The organism is Lactobacillus sp. ESL0785 (assembly GCF_029395455.1).
In the GTDB taxonomy this organism is placed as follows: domain Bacteria; phylum Bacillota; class Bacilli; order Lactobacillales; family Lactobacillaceae; genus Lactobacillus.
Window position 1 is genome coordinate 1537503 of the sequence record NZ_CP113916.1, and the last position, 16494, is coordinate 1553996.

Annotated in this window: 15 protein-coding genes; 5 read left to right on the forward strand and 10 right to left on the reverse strand. The window is 37.9% G+C overall.

Features of this window, described 5'->3' with window-relative positions; all coding sequences use genetic code 11:
* Positions 1-87: 87 nt before the first annotated feature.
* The 4 genes from OZY43_RS07345 to OZY43_RS07360 all read right to left on the reverse strand — a co-directional run bounded on the left by OZY43_RS07345 (position 88) and on the right by OZY43_RS07360 (position 4080).
* Positions 88-1281, reverse strand: a complete 1194-nt coding sequence (locus OZY43_RS07345) for an MFS transporter (RefSeq protein WP_277164528.1) — start codon at positions 1279-1281, stop codon at positions 88-90.
* 154 nt (positions 1282-1435) lie between these two features.
* Entirely contained in the window at positions 1436-2320 is an 885-nt protein-coding gene (locus OZY43_RS07350; RefSeq protein WP_277164530.1) for a LysR family transcriptional regulator, read from the reverse strand.
* A gap of 16 nt (positions 2321-2336) precedes the next feature.
* Positions 2337-3758: an aryl-sulfate sulfotransferase gene (locus OZY43_RS07355; protein ID WP_277164532.1), complete on the reverse strand. Its 1422-nt coding sequence runs from the start codon at positions 3756-3758 to the stop codon at positions 2337-2339.
* Positions 3759-3777: 19 nt separating this feature from the next.
* Positions 3778-4080, reverse strand: coding sequence for a thioredoxin family protein (locus OZY43_RS07360; protein WP_277164534.1), 303 nt, complete (start codon positions 4078-4080; stop codon positions 3778-3780).
* Positions 4081-4295: 215 nt separating this feature from the next.
* Here OZY43_RS07360 and OZY43_RS07365 point away from each other — a divergent pair, with 215 nt between their 5' ends.
* Entirely contained in the window at positions 4296-5216 is a 921-nt protein-coding gene (locus OZY43_RS07365; RefSeq protein WP_277164536.1) for an FAD-dependent oxidoreductase, read from the forward strand.
* Between the two features lie 25 nt (positions 5217-5241).
* Entirely contained in the window at positions 5242-6441 is a 1200-nt protein-coding gene (locus tag OZY43_RS07370) for an MFS transporter (protein WP_277164538.1), read from the forward strand.
* A 75-nt stretch (positions 6442-6516) separates the two neighbouring features.
* On the opposite strand, the gene OZY43_RS07375 is transcribed toward OZY43_RS07370, so the two are convergent.
* Positions 6517-7206, reverse strand: a complete 690-nt coding sequence (locus tag OZY43_RS07375; protein WP_277164540.1) for a 2,3-diphosphoglycerate-dependent phosphoglycerate mutase — start codon at positions 7204-7206, stop codon at positions 6517-6519.
* A 157-nt stretch (positions 7207-7363) separates the two neighbouring features.
* Between OZY43_RS07375 and OZY43_RS07380 the strand changes: the two genes are divergently transcribed.
* From OZY43_RS07380 to OZY43_RS07390, 3 genes are all read left to right on the forward strand, one after another.
* Complete coding sequence (locus OZY43_RS07380) at positions 7364-8155, forward strand: hypothetical protein (protein WP_277164542.1); 792 nt, start codon at positions 7364-7366, stop codon at positions 8153-8155.
* A gap of 124 nt (positions 8156-8279) precedes the next feature.
* Positions 8280-9050, forward strand: coding sequence for a DUF6612 family protein (locus OZY43_RS07385; protein ID WP_277164544.1), 771 nt, complete (start codon positions 8280-8282; stop codon positions 9048-9050).
* 45 nt (positions 9051-9095) lie between these two features.
* Complete coding sequence (locus tag OZY43_RS07390) at positions 9096-10064, forward strand: Gfo/Idh/MocA family oxidoreductase (RefSeq protein ID WP_277164546.1); 969 nt, start codon at positions 9096-9098, stop codon at positions 10062-10064.
* 89 nt (positions 10065-10153) lie between these two features.
* Here the strand turns inward: OZY43_RS07390 and OZY43_RS07395 are convergent, their stop codons facing one another.
* From OZY43_RS07395 to OZY43_RS07415, 5 genes are all read right to left on the reverse strand, one after another.
* A complete protein-coding gene (locus OZY43_RS07395; RefSeq protein WP_277164548.1) occupies positions 10154-11302 on the reverse strand; it encodes an SLAP domain-containing protein in 1149 nt (382 codons plus the stop codon).
* 37 nt (positions 11303-11339) lie between these two features.
* Complete coding sequence (locus OZY43_RS07400; RefSeq protein WP_277164550.1) at positions 11340-12560, reverse strand: glucosaminidase domain-containing protein; 1221 nt, start codon at positions 12558-12560, stop codon at positions 11340-11342.
* Positions 12561-12668: 108 nt separating this feature from the next.
* Entirely contained in the window at positions 12669-13175 is a 507-nt protein-coding gene (locus OZY43_RS07405) for a sigma-70 family RNA polymerase sigma factor (RefSeq protein ID WP_277164552.1), read from the reverse strand.
* A 253-nt stretch (positions 13176-13428) separates the two neighbouring features.
* Positions 13429-14268 carry a hypothetical protein gene (locus tag OZY43_RS07410; protein ID WP_277164554.1) on the reverse strand — a complete coding sequence of 280 codons (840 nt, stop codon included), beginning with the start codon at positions 14266-14268 and terminating at the stop codon, positions 13429-13431.
* 233 nt (positions 14269-14501) lie between these two features.
* Positions 14502-16481 (reverse strand): SLAP domain-containing protein, encoded by a 1980-nt coding sequence (locus OZY43_RS07415; RefSeq protein WP_277164556.1) that lies wholly within the window; start codon positions 16479-16481, stop codon positions 14502-14504.
* Between the last annotated feature and the right edge of the window lie 13 nt (positions 16482-16494).

Consider the following 16494-nt stretch of genomic DNA (forward strand, 5'->3'; position numbering starts at 1 on the left):
TAAGGGGTTTCACAATAAATTAACATTACAATATAAAAAACGATGAACTTAATTCATCGTTTTTTAAAATCAATTTTTTACTAATCTTTACTTAACGTGATTTGCATCTGGTAAAAGTAAAATGAAAATCACTGCACTCACATGTAATAATGCCTGTAGACCAATTGTCATTACTGGATTATGACCAGCAATTCCTGAAATAGAAACCGGAACAATATAAGATAACAGCATTGAAACAGTACCACCAATACCACCGGCACTACCTGCATATTTTTGCCCAATTTCTGGTAATTGAATTGTCATCCCTTTTAAAACTGGACCGGTCATTGAACCAAACAAACCACCAATTGCCAAGTTAGCCATCATAATTGCACCACCGGACAACTTAGTATTCATAAAAATCATAATGCCTGAAAGAATGACCGCAAAAAGCATAAATGGCTTGGCCCGATGCAACTTTCTAATAATTGCTGGCCCAATCATTGAACCAAATAATGCACCCATTGACGCACAAGACGTCATTATACCAGCTAATTTAGGATTAACGCCCTTGGCATTAACTAAAATTTGCGGCAGCGTACCAATAAAGGACATCGAAGCAGCACTGACAATACCACCACAGATGCACAATAACCAAACCCGCTTACTTCTTGCGGCAACACCAAAGTATTTAGTAACTGATTCGTGTTTTGGTAGTGTTTCACCTTTAGGTGTATCTCTAACTAAAAGCAGCCACAGGCAGGCAATAATAACTATTAAAACTGATGAAAAAATATATGCTGACTGAACTGTGGGAAAATATGCCCCCGTAATCTGTGATAAGCTCGTACCAACCGTGCTGCAAGCAAACCAAATCCCCATAGCAATTCCTGTATCTTGCTTAAACCATGTACCTAAAATTTTGGTTGAGTTGGCATTGCCCAAGGCCATATAAACACCAAACATGAGTAAAGCAATCATCATAGTCGCATAATTCGTAGCATATAGCCGACCAAAAGCACCGATAATTGAGACAATAAACCCAGTTGCCACTACTTTTTTAGGTCCAAATTTATCGCCAAGTGTTCCTCCGGGAATACTTAAAAAAACGGCAACTAACATTGGCGCCATAAGTAGACTAGCGAATTGAGCAGGCACAATATGCAACTGCGGAATAATCCGAATTGCTAAAGCGGAAATTTGAAATTGCACGTAGCTGCTAGTCATCGTCATTAACGACAAAACTGCCAAAATAACCCACCGATAATTCGATAAAACCGGTACACTTCTTTCTTTTTCCATAATTAATTTCTCCTTCTACGATCTTAAAAACTGGTACTTACTCTTATCTTAAAATTTGTTTCCTATTTATGATGATTATAGTAATTGCTTGATTGTACAAAAAAGGACCTAACTCAATAAAATTCAGAATTAGGTCCCTTCATGTTATTGAATTTTAATAATTATCAAGGAGCGTTTGCTCAATAATTGAACAAATTTTTTCTTCTAACTTTGTTATATTGTTTTTAGCAGGATAAATTATTTCCAAGGGAACAGTCATCTGCACCTTTAAGGGAATAGCACAAAGCTTGCCAGAAACAAAATAATTATTGCCTATTGATGCTGTTTCCGGCATAACTGTATAACCACGATTATGGGCAACCGCATTAAAAATAATATCGCGACTTGATAATACATACTGCTGCTTGTGTCCCGGCCAATTTTTATAATCATTCAGGACGAAGCAAGTCAAACCTTCAACATCGTCCTCACCAATAGTCTGCTTTGCAGCCAAGGGACTATCTTTAGACACATATACTCTCAACGGCACGTCAAGTAACTTCTTGTGCTGTAAGTGCATTTCTGTAACAATCATGTCAAACAAAACTTCGTCATCCTTGCGCTTACTGCACAGCGCAATGTCCACTTTTCCATCACGCAGCCGCTCAAGCAAACGCCGCGGTCTTAATTCTTCTGGTGAAATTTCCAACTTAGAAAATTGCTGATAAATTTTGTTAATAATTTTCAGAAAAATTGTCCCCGAAATCATCGGCACTACTGCCAGATTAAGCGACTTAATATCCTCATTATTAACGGCAAAACGCTGCAATTCATCCACATCACGTTGGATTTTCTGAACAATGTGATAAACTTGCTTGCCCTTAGCAGTTAATTCCACACCTCTACGTGTTCGTTCAAAAATTTGCGATCCCATTTCACTTTCAAATAATTTAATTGATTCACTCAATGCTGGCTGAGAAATAAATAATTCATAACTAGCTTTCGAGATTGAATGACATTCGGCAACTTTGAGAAAGTATTGTAATTGAACGAGCTTCATTTTATTTGACTCCTAATTAAAGTTTATCCACACAGAAGGCTGCTCCCTTGCCATAACCAGCAGTCCCAGCAACTGAAACTGTGACATCATCCTTAAATTTAGGATCAGCAGCACCAGGTACTTGGAAGTCAGCAATCTTTGGCGGAATGATTGCTTTAGGCTCTTCTTTAGTTAACTGTGGTACCCATTCATAAGGAACCCGATAAGCACGGTAAACCAAGTAGTCCCCAACATATGGATAAACATATTCCCAGACTACTTCCTTATCTGGTGTAACCTCCAAGAAGCGACCCTCGGTTCCTTCATCAATTAGGGTATTACCGTTCGGTAAACGTTGGGCGTCACTAACTAATGGTGAGTAGAAATGGTGACCATGGAATGGCGTTTTGCTATCAAAGTCAGTCATGCCAAATGACCAAACAACTTCTAAAGTAGTTGGATTAAATTCAATTACGCGTGAAGTATCGACTCTGGTTGTCTTCATTCCTGTCTTTGAAGTTTGATCAGGTAGTCCATAGCCAGCCCAACCACCATTATTGAAGACCATAATGTTACCAGCACCAGGCAACCCTTTAGGAATCATATGTGAATGATGCATCCCAACTAATGGCCCTAACAACCGCAAAGCTAAGGAAATAGTATAATCTGGACCAATTTGCCAAACTATTTTACCGCTTTCATGGTCAACAATCCACATAATATTTGCTTCACGAGAATCCATAATAATGTTATTAGGATTAAACCGTTCATCACCCTCATCAAACCAATGGTTAGGTCCTAAATAACTGGCACAGTTAACGTGGAAAATATCACCCTCACCATGTTCACCGCTTTGCTGCGTATTCGGATCATGGAACATCGCGTTCTTCTCAATATTAGTTAAATGAAATTCACGGAAGTGATCCATAATATGCCATGACCATAATTTTTTACCTTCACGATCAACTTCAATTAAGACATCTTCAAGAAGCGGCTGCGGTGAAATCTTACGTTTTTTGACATTGTTATGAGTTAGCAGCAAGACCTTGTTAAAGTCTTCCTTAGCGTCTTGACCTGGAACATAGTAGCCCACAGGATTACCTTCAATTTGATAATCATGGTGTTGGCGGGCAACCCAGCCCTTACCAACGTCTTCATCATCGACTTCTTGGTTATGGTCAAAGCTCCAAACTTTCTTCCCGTCCCAGTCAACTTCCGTCAGATCAGCATAATCTTGGTAAGCAGCGTAACGATCACGACATCTTAAAGAGCCAAAAATCTTACCACCGGGAACCATCTTATTCGGAAAGCCTTGAAAATCCTTCCATTCATGAACAACCTTGCCGGACATATCAATTAAAACAGCCCCGACTCCGGATGCATTAAACAATGTGTAACCACTCCAAGTTTTATCAGGATTATATCTAACCGTTCCTGTTGGATAAACCGTTCTTCCCATATATCTTCTCCTTTATCAATTAAGCCAGCATATCTGCATATTCGTCTTCATCATGATTACCACTAAGCCGCTTAACTGGCTCACCGTCATCAAACAAAATCACGTGCGGCACACCCTTTAAGCGTAGTTTTGCTTGTAATTCTGGGCTTGCTTCAACATCAACATTGTAAAAAGGTATATCTGGAAATTCATCTTCAAGGTCTTCAATCTTTGGGTGAACTTTTTTACATACTGGACAAGTTTTCCGTGAAAACAAAACTAGGCATTTTTGCCCGTCATCTTCAACAACCTCATCAAAAAACTCAGAATTAATCGTTTTCATTATGAACACTCCTCGCATCAAGATTATTATTTTTTTCACAATTAAATTTTAATACAAAACAGCTTGCTTAGTCCCATATCTAAAACTTATACCACATAAGTAACGCCTATATATTAGTACTTTGAAAAAGTTATATCCTTTAGTTATCAGCAACAAATTACATTTTACACATGAATACATGTGATGTTTGTCATTATTTGTAAAGGAGTTTTTTGATGGAAAATTGTGATGTACTTATCTTAGGTGCTGGTCCAGCAGGTTTATCTGCTGGATTGTTCAGCGCGCGTTACGGCTTAAAAACCATTATTTTAGAAAAAGATGAAGTCGGTGGTCGCGCTAATCAAATTACCAAAATTACCACTTATCCTGGAATTTTAGAATCTTCTGGTGAAGACTTAATTGCTAAGATGCGTAAGCATGCCGAAAACTTCGGGGCAATTATTAAAATGCAATCGCCTAAAGCAATTGAACTACAAGATGGTTACAAAATTGTTCACACACGAAAAGTTGACTACAAGGCTAAGACCCTAATTGTTGCAACAGGAATGACACCACGCGTATTGGGCATTCCCGGCGAAAAAGAGTTTACGGGGATGGGCGTTTCTTACTGTGCCACTTGTGATGCCGATTTTTATCAAGACCAAAAAGTTGTGGTTGTCGGCGATAATAATGAAGCAATTAATGAAGGACTTTTAATCTGTAAATTTGCCAGTGAAGTCGACGTAATTGTCAATAAACCTGACGGACACCTCACTTGCAGTCAAGCCAACCAAGAACGTGCACAAAAAGAACCCAAGATGCACTTTATCTGGAATACGACAATTGAAGCTGTTCATGGTGACATGAATGTTGAAGGCGTTACACTGAAAAATCTAACGACTAACCAAACATCTGATCTTGCTTGCGATGGCGTCTTTTTCTTCTTAGGCATGATGCCAGCAACAGCAATTGTTAAAGATATTGTTCCCGTTGATCAGCAAGGCTATCTGCATACCAAAGAAGACATGAGTGTCAATGATCAAGGTATTTTCGCTGCTGGTGATACCCGCGCCAAATATCTCAGTCAGGTTCTAACTTCCGCTAGTGATGGTGCCATTGCCGCAGCTGGTGCTCAAAGATACATCGCTACCCACTAGAAGCTCATAACTTCGGAGAATAACTATGAAAAATATTTCGCATAAGAGTATTATTTTCAAAATTTCCGTTTTATCAATTTCTCTAGCTGTCATGCTGGCACCTGTAATTTCGCCAGCTTTGCCATTAATGCGTTTTCCCGGAGTCACTAAAGCCCAAATTGATACTCTTTCTACTATTCCTAACTTAGCTAAGATCTTTGGCATTCTCGCCTGCCCATTTTTAATTCGAATTGTTGGCCAAAAAAAGACAATTTTAGCTGGTTTAATGGGAATCATTTTATTAGGAATTATTCCTTTCTTTAGCAGTTCATATACCGTTATTTTAGCCGCAAGAATTATTGTTGGCCTAGCTTTCGGAATTTTCATGCCATTATGTACGAGCTTAATTGTCCAACTATACCGAACAGATAAGAACACAATGGCACACATGATGGGTTACCAAAATACAATTCAAACTTTAGGCAGTGCCTTGGGCTCTTTTACGGTCGGCAGTCTAGTTACTTTAGGCTGGCACCAAGCATTTTTGGTTTACTTAATTCCAATTATTCCCATTATCTTATTTAGCTTATTTGTTACTATTGATGAGCCCAAGAAAGTTAGCACTAAAAAAACAGCTAGCAAGACTAAATTTAAATTCACACCTGAAATTGCATTGGTTTGTTTCTTTATGCTGGCAACCTTAATCTGCTATATGCCGATTAATTTCACTCTGCCTCGCTTAATTATTCAAGAAAAGTTAGGCTCTGCTAGTACTGCTGGTGTAATTGCCGGAATTATTCAGCTGGCAACTATGGCAACGGCGTCCTTATTTGGTTTTATGATGAAGCATGTTGGACGCATTGTTTTTTCAATCGGCTATCTAATCATCATGTTAGGTTACTTTTTAACCTCAATTGCAAATAATATTCCTTTCTTGCTCATTGCTTTGATTTTTATTGGCATTGGCAACAGCTTCTGTATGCCTTTTATTTATAATTGGATGGCACTACTCACAGACGCTAATACAGCAACTATGGGCCAATCTATCTTAATGATTGCTCTTAATATTGGCACCGTGCTTTCGCCCAAAATCGTTAATGGTATTAACCAAATAATGGGCAGCACTCTGCCAAGCAATATTATGTTGATTTGTGCATGCAGTGACTTTTGTCTAGCTGTAATTGCCTTTCTTAATTATCTTTACAGTAAGAACAAAGTTAAAACTATTCCTAAACTCAAGGCTTAATTAATTCATATAAATATTAAAAAAACTCTTTGAACCAGTATGATTCAAAGAGTTTTTCGTATCTTAAACTAAAATTTAATCCAATTTTTCCTTGTTAGTGACATTCAACTTATCATCGAAGGTATAAACAACTGGTTCACCAGTCTTCATTTCCAAATTCATAATGTCAGCGTCAGAAATGTTTTCGATGTATTTAGTCAAAGCCCGCAATGAGTTACCGTGAGCCGCAATAATCACATTCTTACCAGCAAGTAAGTCTGGTGCAATATGATCTTCCCAGAAAGGCATAACTCTGCCAAGGCAAACCTTCAGGTTCTCAGTCCGTGGAATAATGTTCGGGTCAAGGTCAGCATAACGACGGTCGTGAACTTGACTGAATTCTGAACTATCCTCAATCTTTGGTGGCAGAACATCATATGAACGACGCCAAATATGTACTTGTTCATCACCGAACTTTTCAGCAGTTGCCTTCTTGTTCAGGCCTTGCAAACCACCATAGTGACGCTCGTTAAGACGCCATGACTTAGTCTCTGGTACCCAAAGTTGGCCGCTCTCTTCCAAAGCATAGTGCAAAGTCTTAATCGCACGCGTTAAAACTGACGTATAGGCTTGGTCAAATTGCAAACCAGCCTTCTTGATCAATTTACCGGCATTCTTAGCTTCTTCTACACCTTTTTCTGACAAATCAACATCAACCCAGCCAGTGAACTTATTTTCAAGGTTCCATTCACTTTGACCATGACGAATCAAAACTAATTTTGACATGAAATATCTCCTTTACAAATTAAAAGTTTCACTTATTATTTTACACATTTCAAGTTTGTTTTCATAGGGTTTACAATTAAAAATCATTTTTTAAATCATAATTTTACGATACAATAGAGATATTAATGATTATAAGAAAAGAGAATATAGAAGCATTATGAAATTTAAGAAAATTATCCTTGGCTTAAGTCTTGTTGCAGCCCTAATTGCTGGCGGTTGTTCTAAGCAAAAAAAGCAAAGCCAACCCATTTTAACTAAAACACAAGTAGTGCAAAAAGCTGAAAAAAGTTTCAAAAGTGGTCAAGCCAAACAAATTGTTACTTTAGGAACTGATACAGCAAAGCAAAATGTAATGACTACCGCAACTTTTGGCGGTAATCCGACGGTGTTTCACCTTAATTATCAAACGGAAGCTAAAGGCAAAACGCAAAATTCTGAGCAATGGGCCGATAATTCTGGACGCCTATACTTAAATGGTCAGAGTTCTTGGTACCAAGTCGATATCGAAAAGCTGACGGGACACACTTATGCTGATTTACTTGATTCCTTCATGAACAACAAGATGTTAATGGATCCACCGGCAGCCTTAACCAAGGCTTATAAGATGTCTCGCAACGGCAATACTTATACCCTAACTGCTACCATTGATGATAAAAAAGTTATGCAGGAAGCAGTCGACCCTGTTTTCACTACTAATACTCAAAGCGACCAGCAGCTTAAGGTTTATCATAAATTAGAAAAAGCTAGCAAATTTCAAAATATGAAAGTTAAACTAGTAGTTAAAAATGGCAAGATGTCTTCTTTCAGATATCTGGTTAACATGCAAATTGGCAAGTTAATGAAACTCAATGTCGGCCAAAGTTATGGCAATATGGGCAGCCAAGACTTCCTTAAATTACCAAGTAGTGCACTAAACGCCAAGCCGTTACCTAAGACAACGAAGAAATAATTATTATCAGTACTTTAAGCTACTTCCAGCCTAAAGTACTTTTTATTAAGTAAAAATAAAGCTGCATAAAACGTGAATTTACTATAGAATATAAAGTAAGAATTAATTAAGGAGCTTTAAATACATGAAATTCAAGAAAATACTCATTGCTTTCATTCTCGCAAGTGGACTCGGAATCAGCTTGAATCAACCGCAGACTACGGCAGCAATGACTAAGCATCAGGTAATTACTAACATCAAAAAAGATATTAAGACTATTCACAGCGGACAATTGAAGCAAAATATTGTCGCACACTATAGTGGTCTTAACGAAGCGATTACCTCCACCGCAGCTTTTACCAACAGGCCGCTCTTAATTCATGTCAACAATCAAACTTTATATAATAACAAAACAACCCAGACTGATGAATGGCTGGAACCCGCAACTAAACGCCTCTATACTAGAAGTAACAATCAATGGTACTACAAAAAGTTGCCTGCTAATTATCAAACAGCAGCAAACTCATTGAGCAGCAAAGCTATTAGTAAACCCCTGCAGCAATTTATTAATCAGAGTAGTAAAACTGCCAAACTAAAGAAACATGGTAAGACTTATACCCTAAGTGCCAATATTGCCGACAAAAAGTGGTTCATCAAAACTATCTCTAACTTATTAACTACTAAACTAAATAAAACCCAACTTAAAGACGTTAAAAAACACTTGAAATTCAAAAAAATTCACGTTGTGTTAACAGTAAAAGGCAAAAAGTTAATTGCCGCCAAAGCTAAAGTTAATTTAACCTACGCCAAAGTGCTTAAAGCCACAATTAATGAAAATCTCAGTCAAATTGGTAATTTTAATAATCTAACCTTACCTAGTGCTGTTAAGAACGCCGCCAAACTACCTGCTAATTAATTTAAGCGGTACCATTAAAGTAGATATATTAATGGAGGTTTTAAAATGAAATTAGGGATTATTGGCAGTGGAAAAATCGTCCATGACTTTTTAACAACTGCTAACCAAATTACCGGTCTAGAATTAATGGCAATTTCCACTACTAAACGCAGTGAGCAGATTGCCCGTGATTTAGCTAAGCAATATGGCATTAAGGAAGTCTTTGCCGATAACGACCGTCTCTATCATGACCCGAATGTCGACACTATTTATGTTGCTGTTCCTAACTCCTTGCACTATGCTGTGGTCAAAAAAGCAGTTATGGCTGGTAAAAATGTTATTTGTGAAAAGCCTTATGTTGACACAACTGCCGAAGCCATCGAATTAAAGCAATTAGCTGACCAACACGATGTTATTATTGTAGAAGCAATCACTAACATTCACTTGCCTAACTATCAGGCAATTAAGCAGCTGCTACCCAAAATTGGCCCAATTCATATCGTTGCCCTTAATTACACTCAATATTCAAGTCGCTACGATAATTTCCTGAAAGGTAATATTGCACCTGTATTTGATCCCGCTAAGGGCGGCGGTACATTAACTGATCTGAACATCTATAATATTCATCTTGCTGTTGGTCTTTTCGGCAAACCTGAACAAGTTCAGTACTATCCAGTTATGCAAAAGCAGATTGACACTTCAGGTATCTTAAACTTGGCTTATCCAGATAAACAAGCAACTTTAATTGCTGCTAAGGATTGCTACGCAACACCGCGATCATTTATCGAAGGCGAAAAGGGAACCATCTACTTTGACGGTTCCACTGGTGTGCTTGACAGCTTTACTGTGGAAATGCGCTCTGGCGCAAAAAAGCAAGTTAACCTTAACCAATTCCCACACAGAATGGCTAGTGAATTTACCGATTTTGTTAATATTATTGATCATCACGATGTAAAAACTGCTAATGAATTATACGACCACAGTGTTGCGGTGATGGCCGTCTTGGCTCAAGCTAAAGCATCATCAAATAATTAGCAGTAGACCTAGCCTAAAAATCTTTACGTCCGTACACAAAAACCACCACGAGAAATTTATCGTAGTGGTTTTATTATGTAATAAATTAATTAAAAATTACGTGCTTTGACAAATTCGCCAACATTAATCTGATAATACTTAGTACCGCCAATCTTCACTTGACTGCCATAAGTTCGGAGCTTTTGACCATACTTTAAAGTTGGGTGCTGCACACGCAACCCAGTCGTATCATAGACATAAGCATTATGTGTTAAGTGACGCATTACCCCATTAATATTGCTGGCAACAACATATTCATTATCGCCAACTTGTAAATATTTTCGGCCTTTAATCATTTCACTACCAACCACAGTTACCTTACTACCAGCGATTTGTAGCTTAGCAGCTGTTCTCTTACCCTGCTTATCATAAATATATGCATCATGCATTAATACTTGTTTATTTGTTGAAGCTTGAGAAGCTGAAGCGGCAATCGCATTATCACTAGTACTATTTTCTATAGGATTAGGAGTAACCTCAACTGCTTCCAGTGCCGAATCAGTTTCATCATCTTGCATATTATAATAATACTTAATTAAATGATAAAACTGCCCCATTGAGTAACCCCATTTAGCAAAATAGCCATCTGGATCAGTATGATTTGTCCCACCTAAAAAGCGACTAACTGCATGGTGCGACCAGATAGTACCCTTACCGTCATTAACCGCATTATTAGGCTGTAAATGATAACGGTGCAAAATCTTGGCAGCATAAATTGCATCGTTATTAACACTTTTGACAAAATTCTTCCGCGAATTTTCTTCGCATAATTCAATTTGAAAAAAGCGATTATTGGCAACTGGACCAGCACCCCAGACACCATACTTAGGTGTCGTCATTTGGATAACATGCTTGTGGTCAACAAAAGCATGAACGTAGGAATCCATTTCTTGCCATGTTCGGTTAAAGTAGATTGCTTCATCGTGTGCACTCGCATTTGGCGTGGCTGTTTCATGAATGACAATCCCTTCAGGCTTACCTTTACGATAGTGAATTTTATTATCAACAGTAAACTTATTATACTTAATTCCTTCAGCCTTAAGCATTTTATACAGATAGGTAACCCCACCATAACTTTCTTTTTTCGCACTTGAATTAATTGACGCAGCGTTTATAACTTGGTGCTGGCTAACACCAAAAATAGGCGTAACTAAACCTACTCCGATAGCGACAGTAGTTATTAGTTTCTTTATCTTCATCTAAAAATTTTCATTCCTTATTATAAACACTTAATCATTAAAAACTGCTCTTCTTGAGATATTGATGAATACCAACCCGGTAATACTTATTACCATAAATTGTCACCGTGCCGCCAAAAGTAGCAATTGACTTACCTGCTTTTTCCTTCTTATTACTATCATGATTGCCATAATCATTATAAATATAAGAATCATGCTTTAAGATACGCATTGTACCGTCAATATTGCCAGCGGCAAGATATTGGTTAACACCAATCCGGTAATATTTCTTGCCATTAATTGTCTTACTGCCATAGGTACCGACAGTTTTGCCTTCAGTGCCAGATTTCAGGGGCTTCATCCCCTTAACTCGATTACCTTTTGCATTATAAACATAAGCATTATGCATTAAAGTCTTATTGACCTTAACTGCACCTTGAGGAGCATGAGAAGCTGGTGGCAAGGCACTGCCAAGATTTAATGCGGAGCCATTAACCCAGCCTTTACCAGCAACGTACATTCTCTTCTTACCATTATAAAAAGTGATCGTCTTAGTAACGGTAACATTATCACCTTTATTAATTGTGTCAGTTTTAGCAGAAATTGAATGATCAGTCGGCCATGCATAAGTTGCGCTGTTCTTCTTAACGGTATAAGAACCACTGACATTTGAAATCTTCGGATCATATTGGGTCAAGTCAGAAGCAGTAATTCTTGTATTCAAAATTGTATTGTAATTATGAGCAGTGGCATATGTACCAGTCAGCGCCTTAGTGGCATCGCCATAAGTGGCTGCATTCTCAAGCCAAGCTCCTTGATAACGGTCAGGTTGCCAGGTAACACCTTCACGCAGCTTTTTGCCGTTATCATCAAAGGAACCTTGGTAACTTGAATACTTACGGAATTTAGCATTAACATAATAGCTCTTGCCGTTTTTGTCTTCTTCACGTGTTTTAGAAGTATAAACAGCACCAGTCCAGTCTGTATCAGCCTTAATCCCGAATAAATTATTGGCATTAACTGCTAAGCCAGATTGGCCCCAATCTGATTCTACAATCGCCTGCGCAATCATTACTGACGGATATAAGCCGTACTTCTTAGCTACCTTCTGAGCCTGCTTAACAGCAGTATTTAAAAAGGTTGCCTGACTATCAGTTGCTGTAGCAGCTGACACTTTCTCAGCACGTGCTGGAGAATTAGCCATTAAGTTGTTGGTAACTGGTGCAGCAACGGTCAATAATGTGGCCGCAGCAACACCAGTGATAAAACTATTTCTCATAAATTGAATTTCCTCCTTAATCAACATCTTTATTGTATCGAGCTATCATGTTCTAGACAATAGCTTCCAATTATTTGTAGTCAAAAAGTAATATTGTTCATAATTTTATTACAAAAAGTTTGACGAGATTTCTAAAGTTTGACGTAAATGATTAATTAAACGGCGCTTAATCCGTTGCAATTGTACTCGCGTCACGCCGCTAGCAGCTGCTATCTCCGTTATCGTCTCACCAGCTAGTAAATGGCGATAAAAGATTACTGCTTCTAAAGCTGTCATCTGGGGAATTTCCTTTTCTAAAGCTAGATAATTATCCCAAGAATGCATCTGCCGCAAATTTTGTGCTGCCAGCAGATCTGTCTGCCGTTCTTGCACTAATTGATTCTTACGCAGCAAGTCTAGTGTACGCCAGATAATCTTGCGAAAACTCCGCCGATCAATTTCTTCTCTCGTCAATGGCTGCCCTTGAGCAAGTTCTGTTGCATAGACAAATATTCCTTCCTGTAATAAGTCGTCATAATTATTATAGTCCCGTCTAACATGCGCTGTCTTAAGTGCACCCCTAACTAATTTTTGATTTTCCCAGGCGGCTAAAAAAGCCTGCTTACTAATCTTCATTGTGTGACATTCCTCATTTTCAATTTTGTCACAAACGCTTGTGCACTATTAGATTAGCAAGTTACTGGTAATTATTAAAAGCAATAAAAGTAAGCGATAACAGTTAATATTATCGTAATGTTTAATTTGTTATTTTAGATATTAATTAATACCATCTAGCTCAAATTCAAGTTACTTACTGGATGAAAAAAGTGTAAAAAAATAGTCTGACACAGAACTTCAAACAATGAAGTCTTACTCAGACTATAATGCACTAATATAAAGTATCTGGTCGCCGACTTAACAGATAAACAAAGCAGTGCGCCTCCTGAATGGAAGCTAATTCATAATAATCTGTCAGGTAAGCACCATAACGAGCGTGCTGCTTATCTAGTAACTCTTGCCAGACTTGCTTAAGCGAAAAATTATTTAGAGATGGTGCTGGTTCAAAATACTGCTTCTGATCAATCATCGACTTGCTCTGCGTTCGTCTAACCTGCCACCCTAATGATCCTAAATGCATCGTCCCTAATTGCCACACCGCATGATTATAGTAGACACTATTGCAGACTTGAGAACTAATGTAGCGACTACAATGATAAAAAGAAAAGGTATACCTAATTCCGCCAAGCTTGACTGACTCAAATGCAATTGCCCGCTTACCTAACGAACGATACTCATTCATCTGGTGCAAGGCTACCCAATCAACCGCTCCCGTTGTATAACTGCGCATGGAGAAGAACGCTAACTTACCAGTTGCAATCACATAATGCGCCTGCAAATGCAGCTTAACTGATAATTCGCGCTGAAATTCCAACCCTGTCAACAAATTCTGCCTGCAAAAAGCCGTAATCAATGCCTGACTGCTGCGTTCACTAAGAATAATTCCTGCTTCAGCATCAAACAAGACACTCTTATACTTACCCAGTAATGGTTTCTTTTGAAACTCATAAAGAGCAAGCGTATTAGCATTGATATAATAATTCTGATTCCTAACTAAATAATTATCTAACTTCTGGTCATGGCCTATTCGCTCACGGAGCTTGGCTTTCGACCATTGACGATATTCTGGGGTAGTCGGCAGGTGCCAACCTTGATTTGTCGCTTTCGGCAAATTAATTTCCTCCTTTAATTATTTTTTACTTATCAAATTATACTAAATTTGGTACCGCTTGCATAGTGAAAATTTTGAAAAAGTGAACTTTTTAGTCAGCTACTTTGACTAGCACAAAAAAACGGCAACGACTGACTCGTTACCGTTTTAAAGGGGAATTATTCTATTTTAAAGTTCTGACAATTTACCATACTTATTAATATCAGTAGTTGGAACTGTTACTTTTATTTTGTCTATTGTGCTTTTACTACATAAACAGTAATCGTTTGTTCCTTACCCTTAAATTCGACTTTTGGTTGTTTCTTATATGAATTAGTGGTGTCTGTAATTTCATTATCCTCAGCTAAACGATAATTACTGCCTAAGGCCGAGATAATTGCTGCATCAGTCTTTAAGTCAACTATATCACCTGCTTTTTGATTTGCAGTTGGCATTAAGTTTACACTGTTTAATCCTGCTACTGGACTGCCATCAGGGTTAACAAACTTAACTGTAATCTTCTTAGCATCTTGCTTAGTTAGATATACTGTTACTGTTTGACCAGCTTTAGTAAACTTACTATCTCCAGTTAACCCCTGAGTCTTACCATGTAAGTCAGTGCCAGTTGCTAATTTGTAGACGCTACGTCCTTCTGCTTGTATAAAAGCATCTAAGAATTTTTCACCTACTGCATCGCCAACTTTATGACCTGCTCCTGGAATAGTAACATTATCCATATCCAATACTGGAGTATCCGTTGTTCCATCTGTTGTTACGAACTTAACAGTAATATCACCTGCAGTTTGACTTTCACTACTTGAACCTTCTGAATCATTTGAATCTGATTTAGGAACATTAACTGTAATTGTTAGTGTAGCTACTTTACCATTTGATGCCGTTGCTTTTAGCTTAATATCAAAAGCTTTAGCTGGAGCTTCAAAATAGCCTTTGTCGTCAACAGTGACATTACTTGCTTTTAGTGATGCTTTAATATCTGATTCAAGAGAAGCTTCATCCCAAGCAACAGTGGCACCCTCAACATCAATCTTAGGTGCATACTCTGACTTAATCAAAGCAACTAATGAATCAATACTTCCCTTTGAACCCATATCAATTGAATCTGAAGTAATTGGTGTATTATCATCTGAAACAGTTCTTACAAAGTAAACACCATCTTGAGTATTATTAGTATTTGAATCTGATTTAGGAACATTAACCGTAATTGTTAGTGTGGCTACTTTACCATTTGATGCCGTTGCTTTTAATTTAATATCAAAAGCTTTAGCTGGAGCTTCAAAATAGCCTTTGTCGTCAACAGTGACATTACTTGCTTTTAGTGATGCTTTAATATCTGATTCAAGAGAAGCTTCATCCCAAGCAACAGTGGCACCCTCAACATCAATCTTAGGTGCATACTCTGACTTAATCAAAGCAACTAATGAATCAATGCTTCCTTTTGAACCCATATCAATTGTATCTGAAGTAATTGGTGTATTATCATCTGAAACAGTTCTTACAAAGTAAACACCATCTTGAGTATTAGTATTTGAACCTCCCGGAGCAGTATTACCACTTGGAGTGTTAGTACCAGTTGAATTGTTTGAGCCATTTGAACCGTTTGATGAGTTCGAACTATTTGAACCCTTTGAACCATTGCTGGTTGGTGTTGAAACTGCTCCGCTCGTAGTATTAGCAGCAAGTACATACTTGCCATTACCAATACTGTAGTACTTCTTACCTTTAATGGTCTTAGTACCATATACCTTAATCTTCTTGTTCTTATTAAAGGTCTTCTCGCCTACACGCTTACCCTTACTATTGAAAATATATGATGTCTTCTTAAGAGTAACCGTCTTAGCTAATTTCACGTTCTTGGCAGCTATGTACTTACCATGACCTAATGAGTAATATTTCTTACCCTTAATAGTCTTAGTACCGTAAACTTTAATGGTCTTACCCTTCTTAAAGTGGCCGGCTACCTTCTTGCCCTTCTTGTTGTAAACTGCTGATGATCTCTTAACTTCAGCAGCCTTAGCCTTCTTAACGGCTTTCTTAGCAGCCACTACTACAGTATTAGCACTCGGGTTAACATTTGAGACAAATGCTAAGCCGCCCAAAGCACTACCCGCAGCGATTGTAGTTACCAGTAAGTTACGAGCAGCTTTATGAAGCTTACCGTTTTTTAATGCTTTAGACACATCTTTTTGTAACTTTTTCTTAGAATTAAAATCCAATTTAGAGTCCTCC

What these genes read in the sequence shown, in the direction of transcription:
- OZY43_RS07345 (WP_277164528.1), bottom strand. Translation starts at nt 1,281, where the DNA reads ATGGAAAAAGAAAGAAGTGTACCGGTTTTATCGAATTATCGGTGGGTT.
- OZY43_RS07350 (WP_277164530.1), bottom strand. Translation starts at nt 2,320, where the DNA reads ATGAAGCTCGTTCAATTACAATACTTTCTCAAAGTTGCCGAATGTCAT.
- OZY43_RS07355 (WP_277164532.1), bottom strand. Translation starts at nt 3,758, where the DNA reads ATGGGAAGAACGGTTTATCCAACAGGAACGGTTAGATATAATCCTGAT.
- OZY43_RS07360 (WP_277164534.1), bottom strand. Translation starts at nt 4,080, where the DNA reads ATGAAAACGATTAATTCTGAGTTTTTTGATGAGGTTGTTGAAGATGAC.
- OZY43_RS07365 (WP_277164536.1), top strand. Translation starts at nt 4,296, where the DNA reads ATGGAAAATTGTGATGTACTTATCTTAGGTGCTGGTCCAGCAGGTTTA.
- OZY43_RS07370 (WP_277164538.1), top strand. Translation starts at nt 5,242, where the DNA reads ATGAAAAATATTTCGCATAAGAGTATTATTTTCAAAATTTCCGTTTTA.
- OZY43_RS07375 (WP_277164540.1), bottom strand. Translation starts at nt 7,206, where the DNA reads ATGTCAAAATTAGTTTTGATTCGTCATGGTCAAAGTGAATGGAACCTT.
- OZY43_RS07380 (WP_277164542.1), top strand. Translation starts at nt 7,364, where the DNA reads ATGAAATTTAAGAAAATTATCCTTGGCTTAAGTCTTGTTGCAGCCCTA.
- OZY43_RS07385 (WP_277164544.1), top strand. Translation starts at nt 8,280, where the DNA reads ATGAAATTCAAGAAAATACTCATTGCTTTCATTCTCGCAAGTGGACTC.
- OZY43_RS07390 (WP_277164546.1), top strand. Translation starts at nt 9,096, where the DNA reads ATGAAATTAGGGATTATTGGCAGTGGAAAAATCGTCCATGACTTTTTA.
- OZY43_RS07395 (WP_277164548.1), bottom strand. Translation starts at nt 11,302, where the DNA reads ATGAAGATAAAGAAACTAATAACTACTGTCGCTATCGGAGTAGGTTTA.
- OZY43_RS07400 (WP_277164550.1), bottom strand. Translation starts at nt 12,560, where the DNA reads ATGAGAAATAGTTTTATCACTGGTGTTGCTGCGGCCACATTATTGACC.
- OZY43_RS07405 (WP_277164552.1), bottom strand. Translation starts at nt 13,175, where the DNA reads ATGAAGATTAGTAAGCAGGCTTTTTTAGCCGCCTGGGAAAATCAAAAA.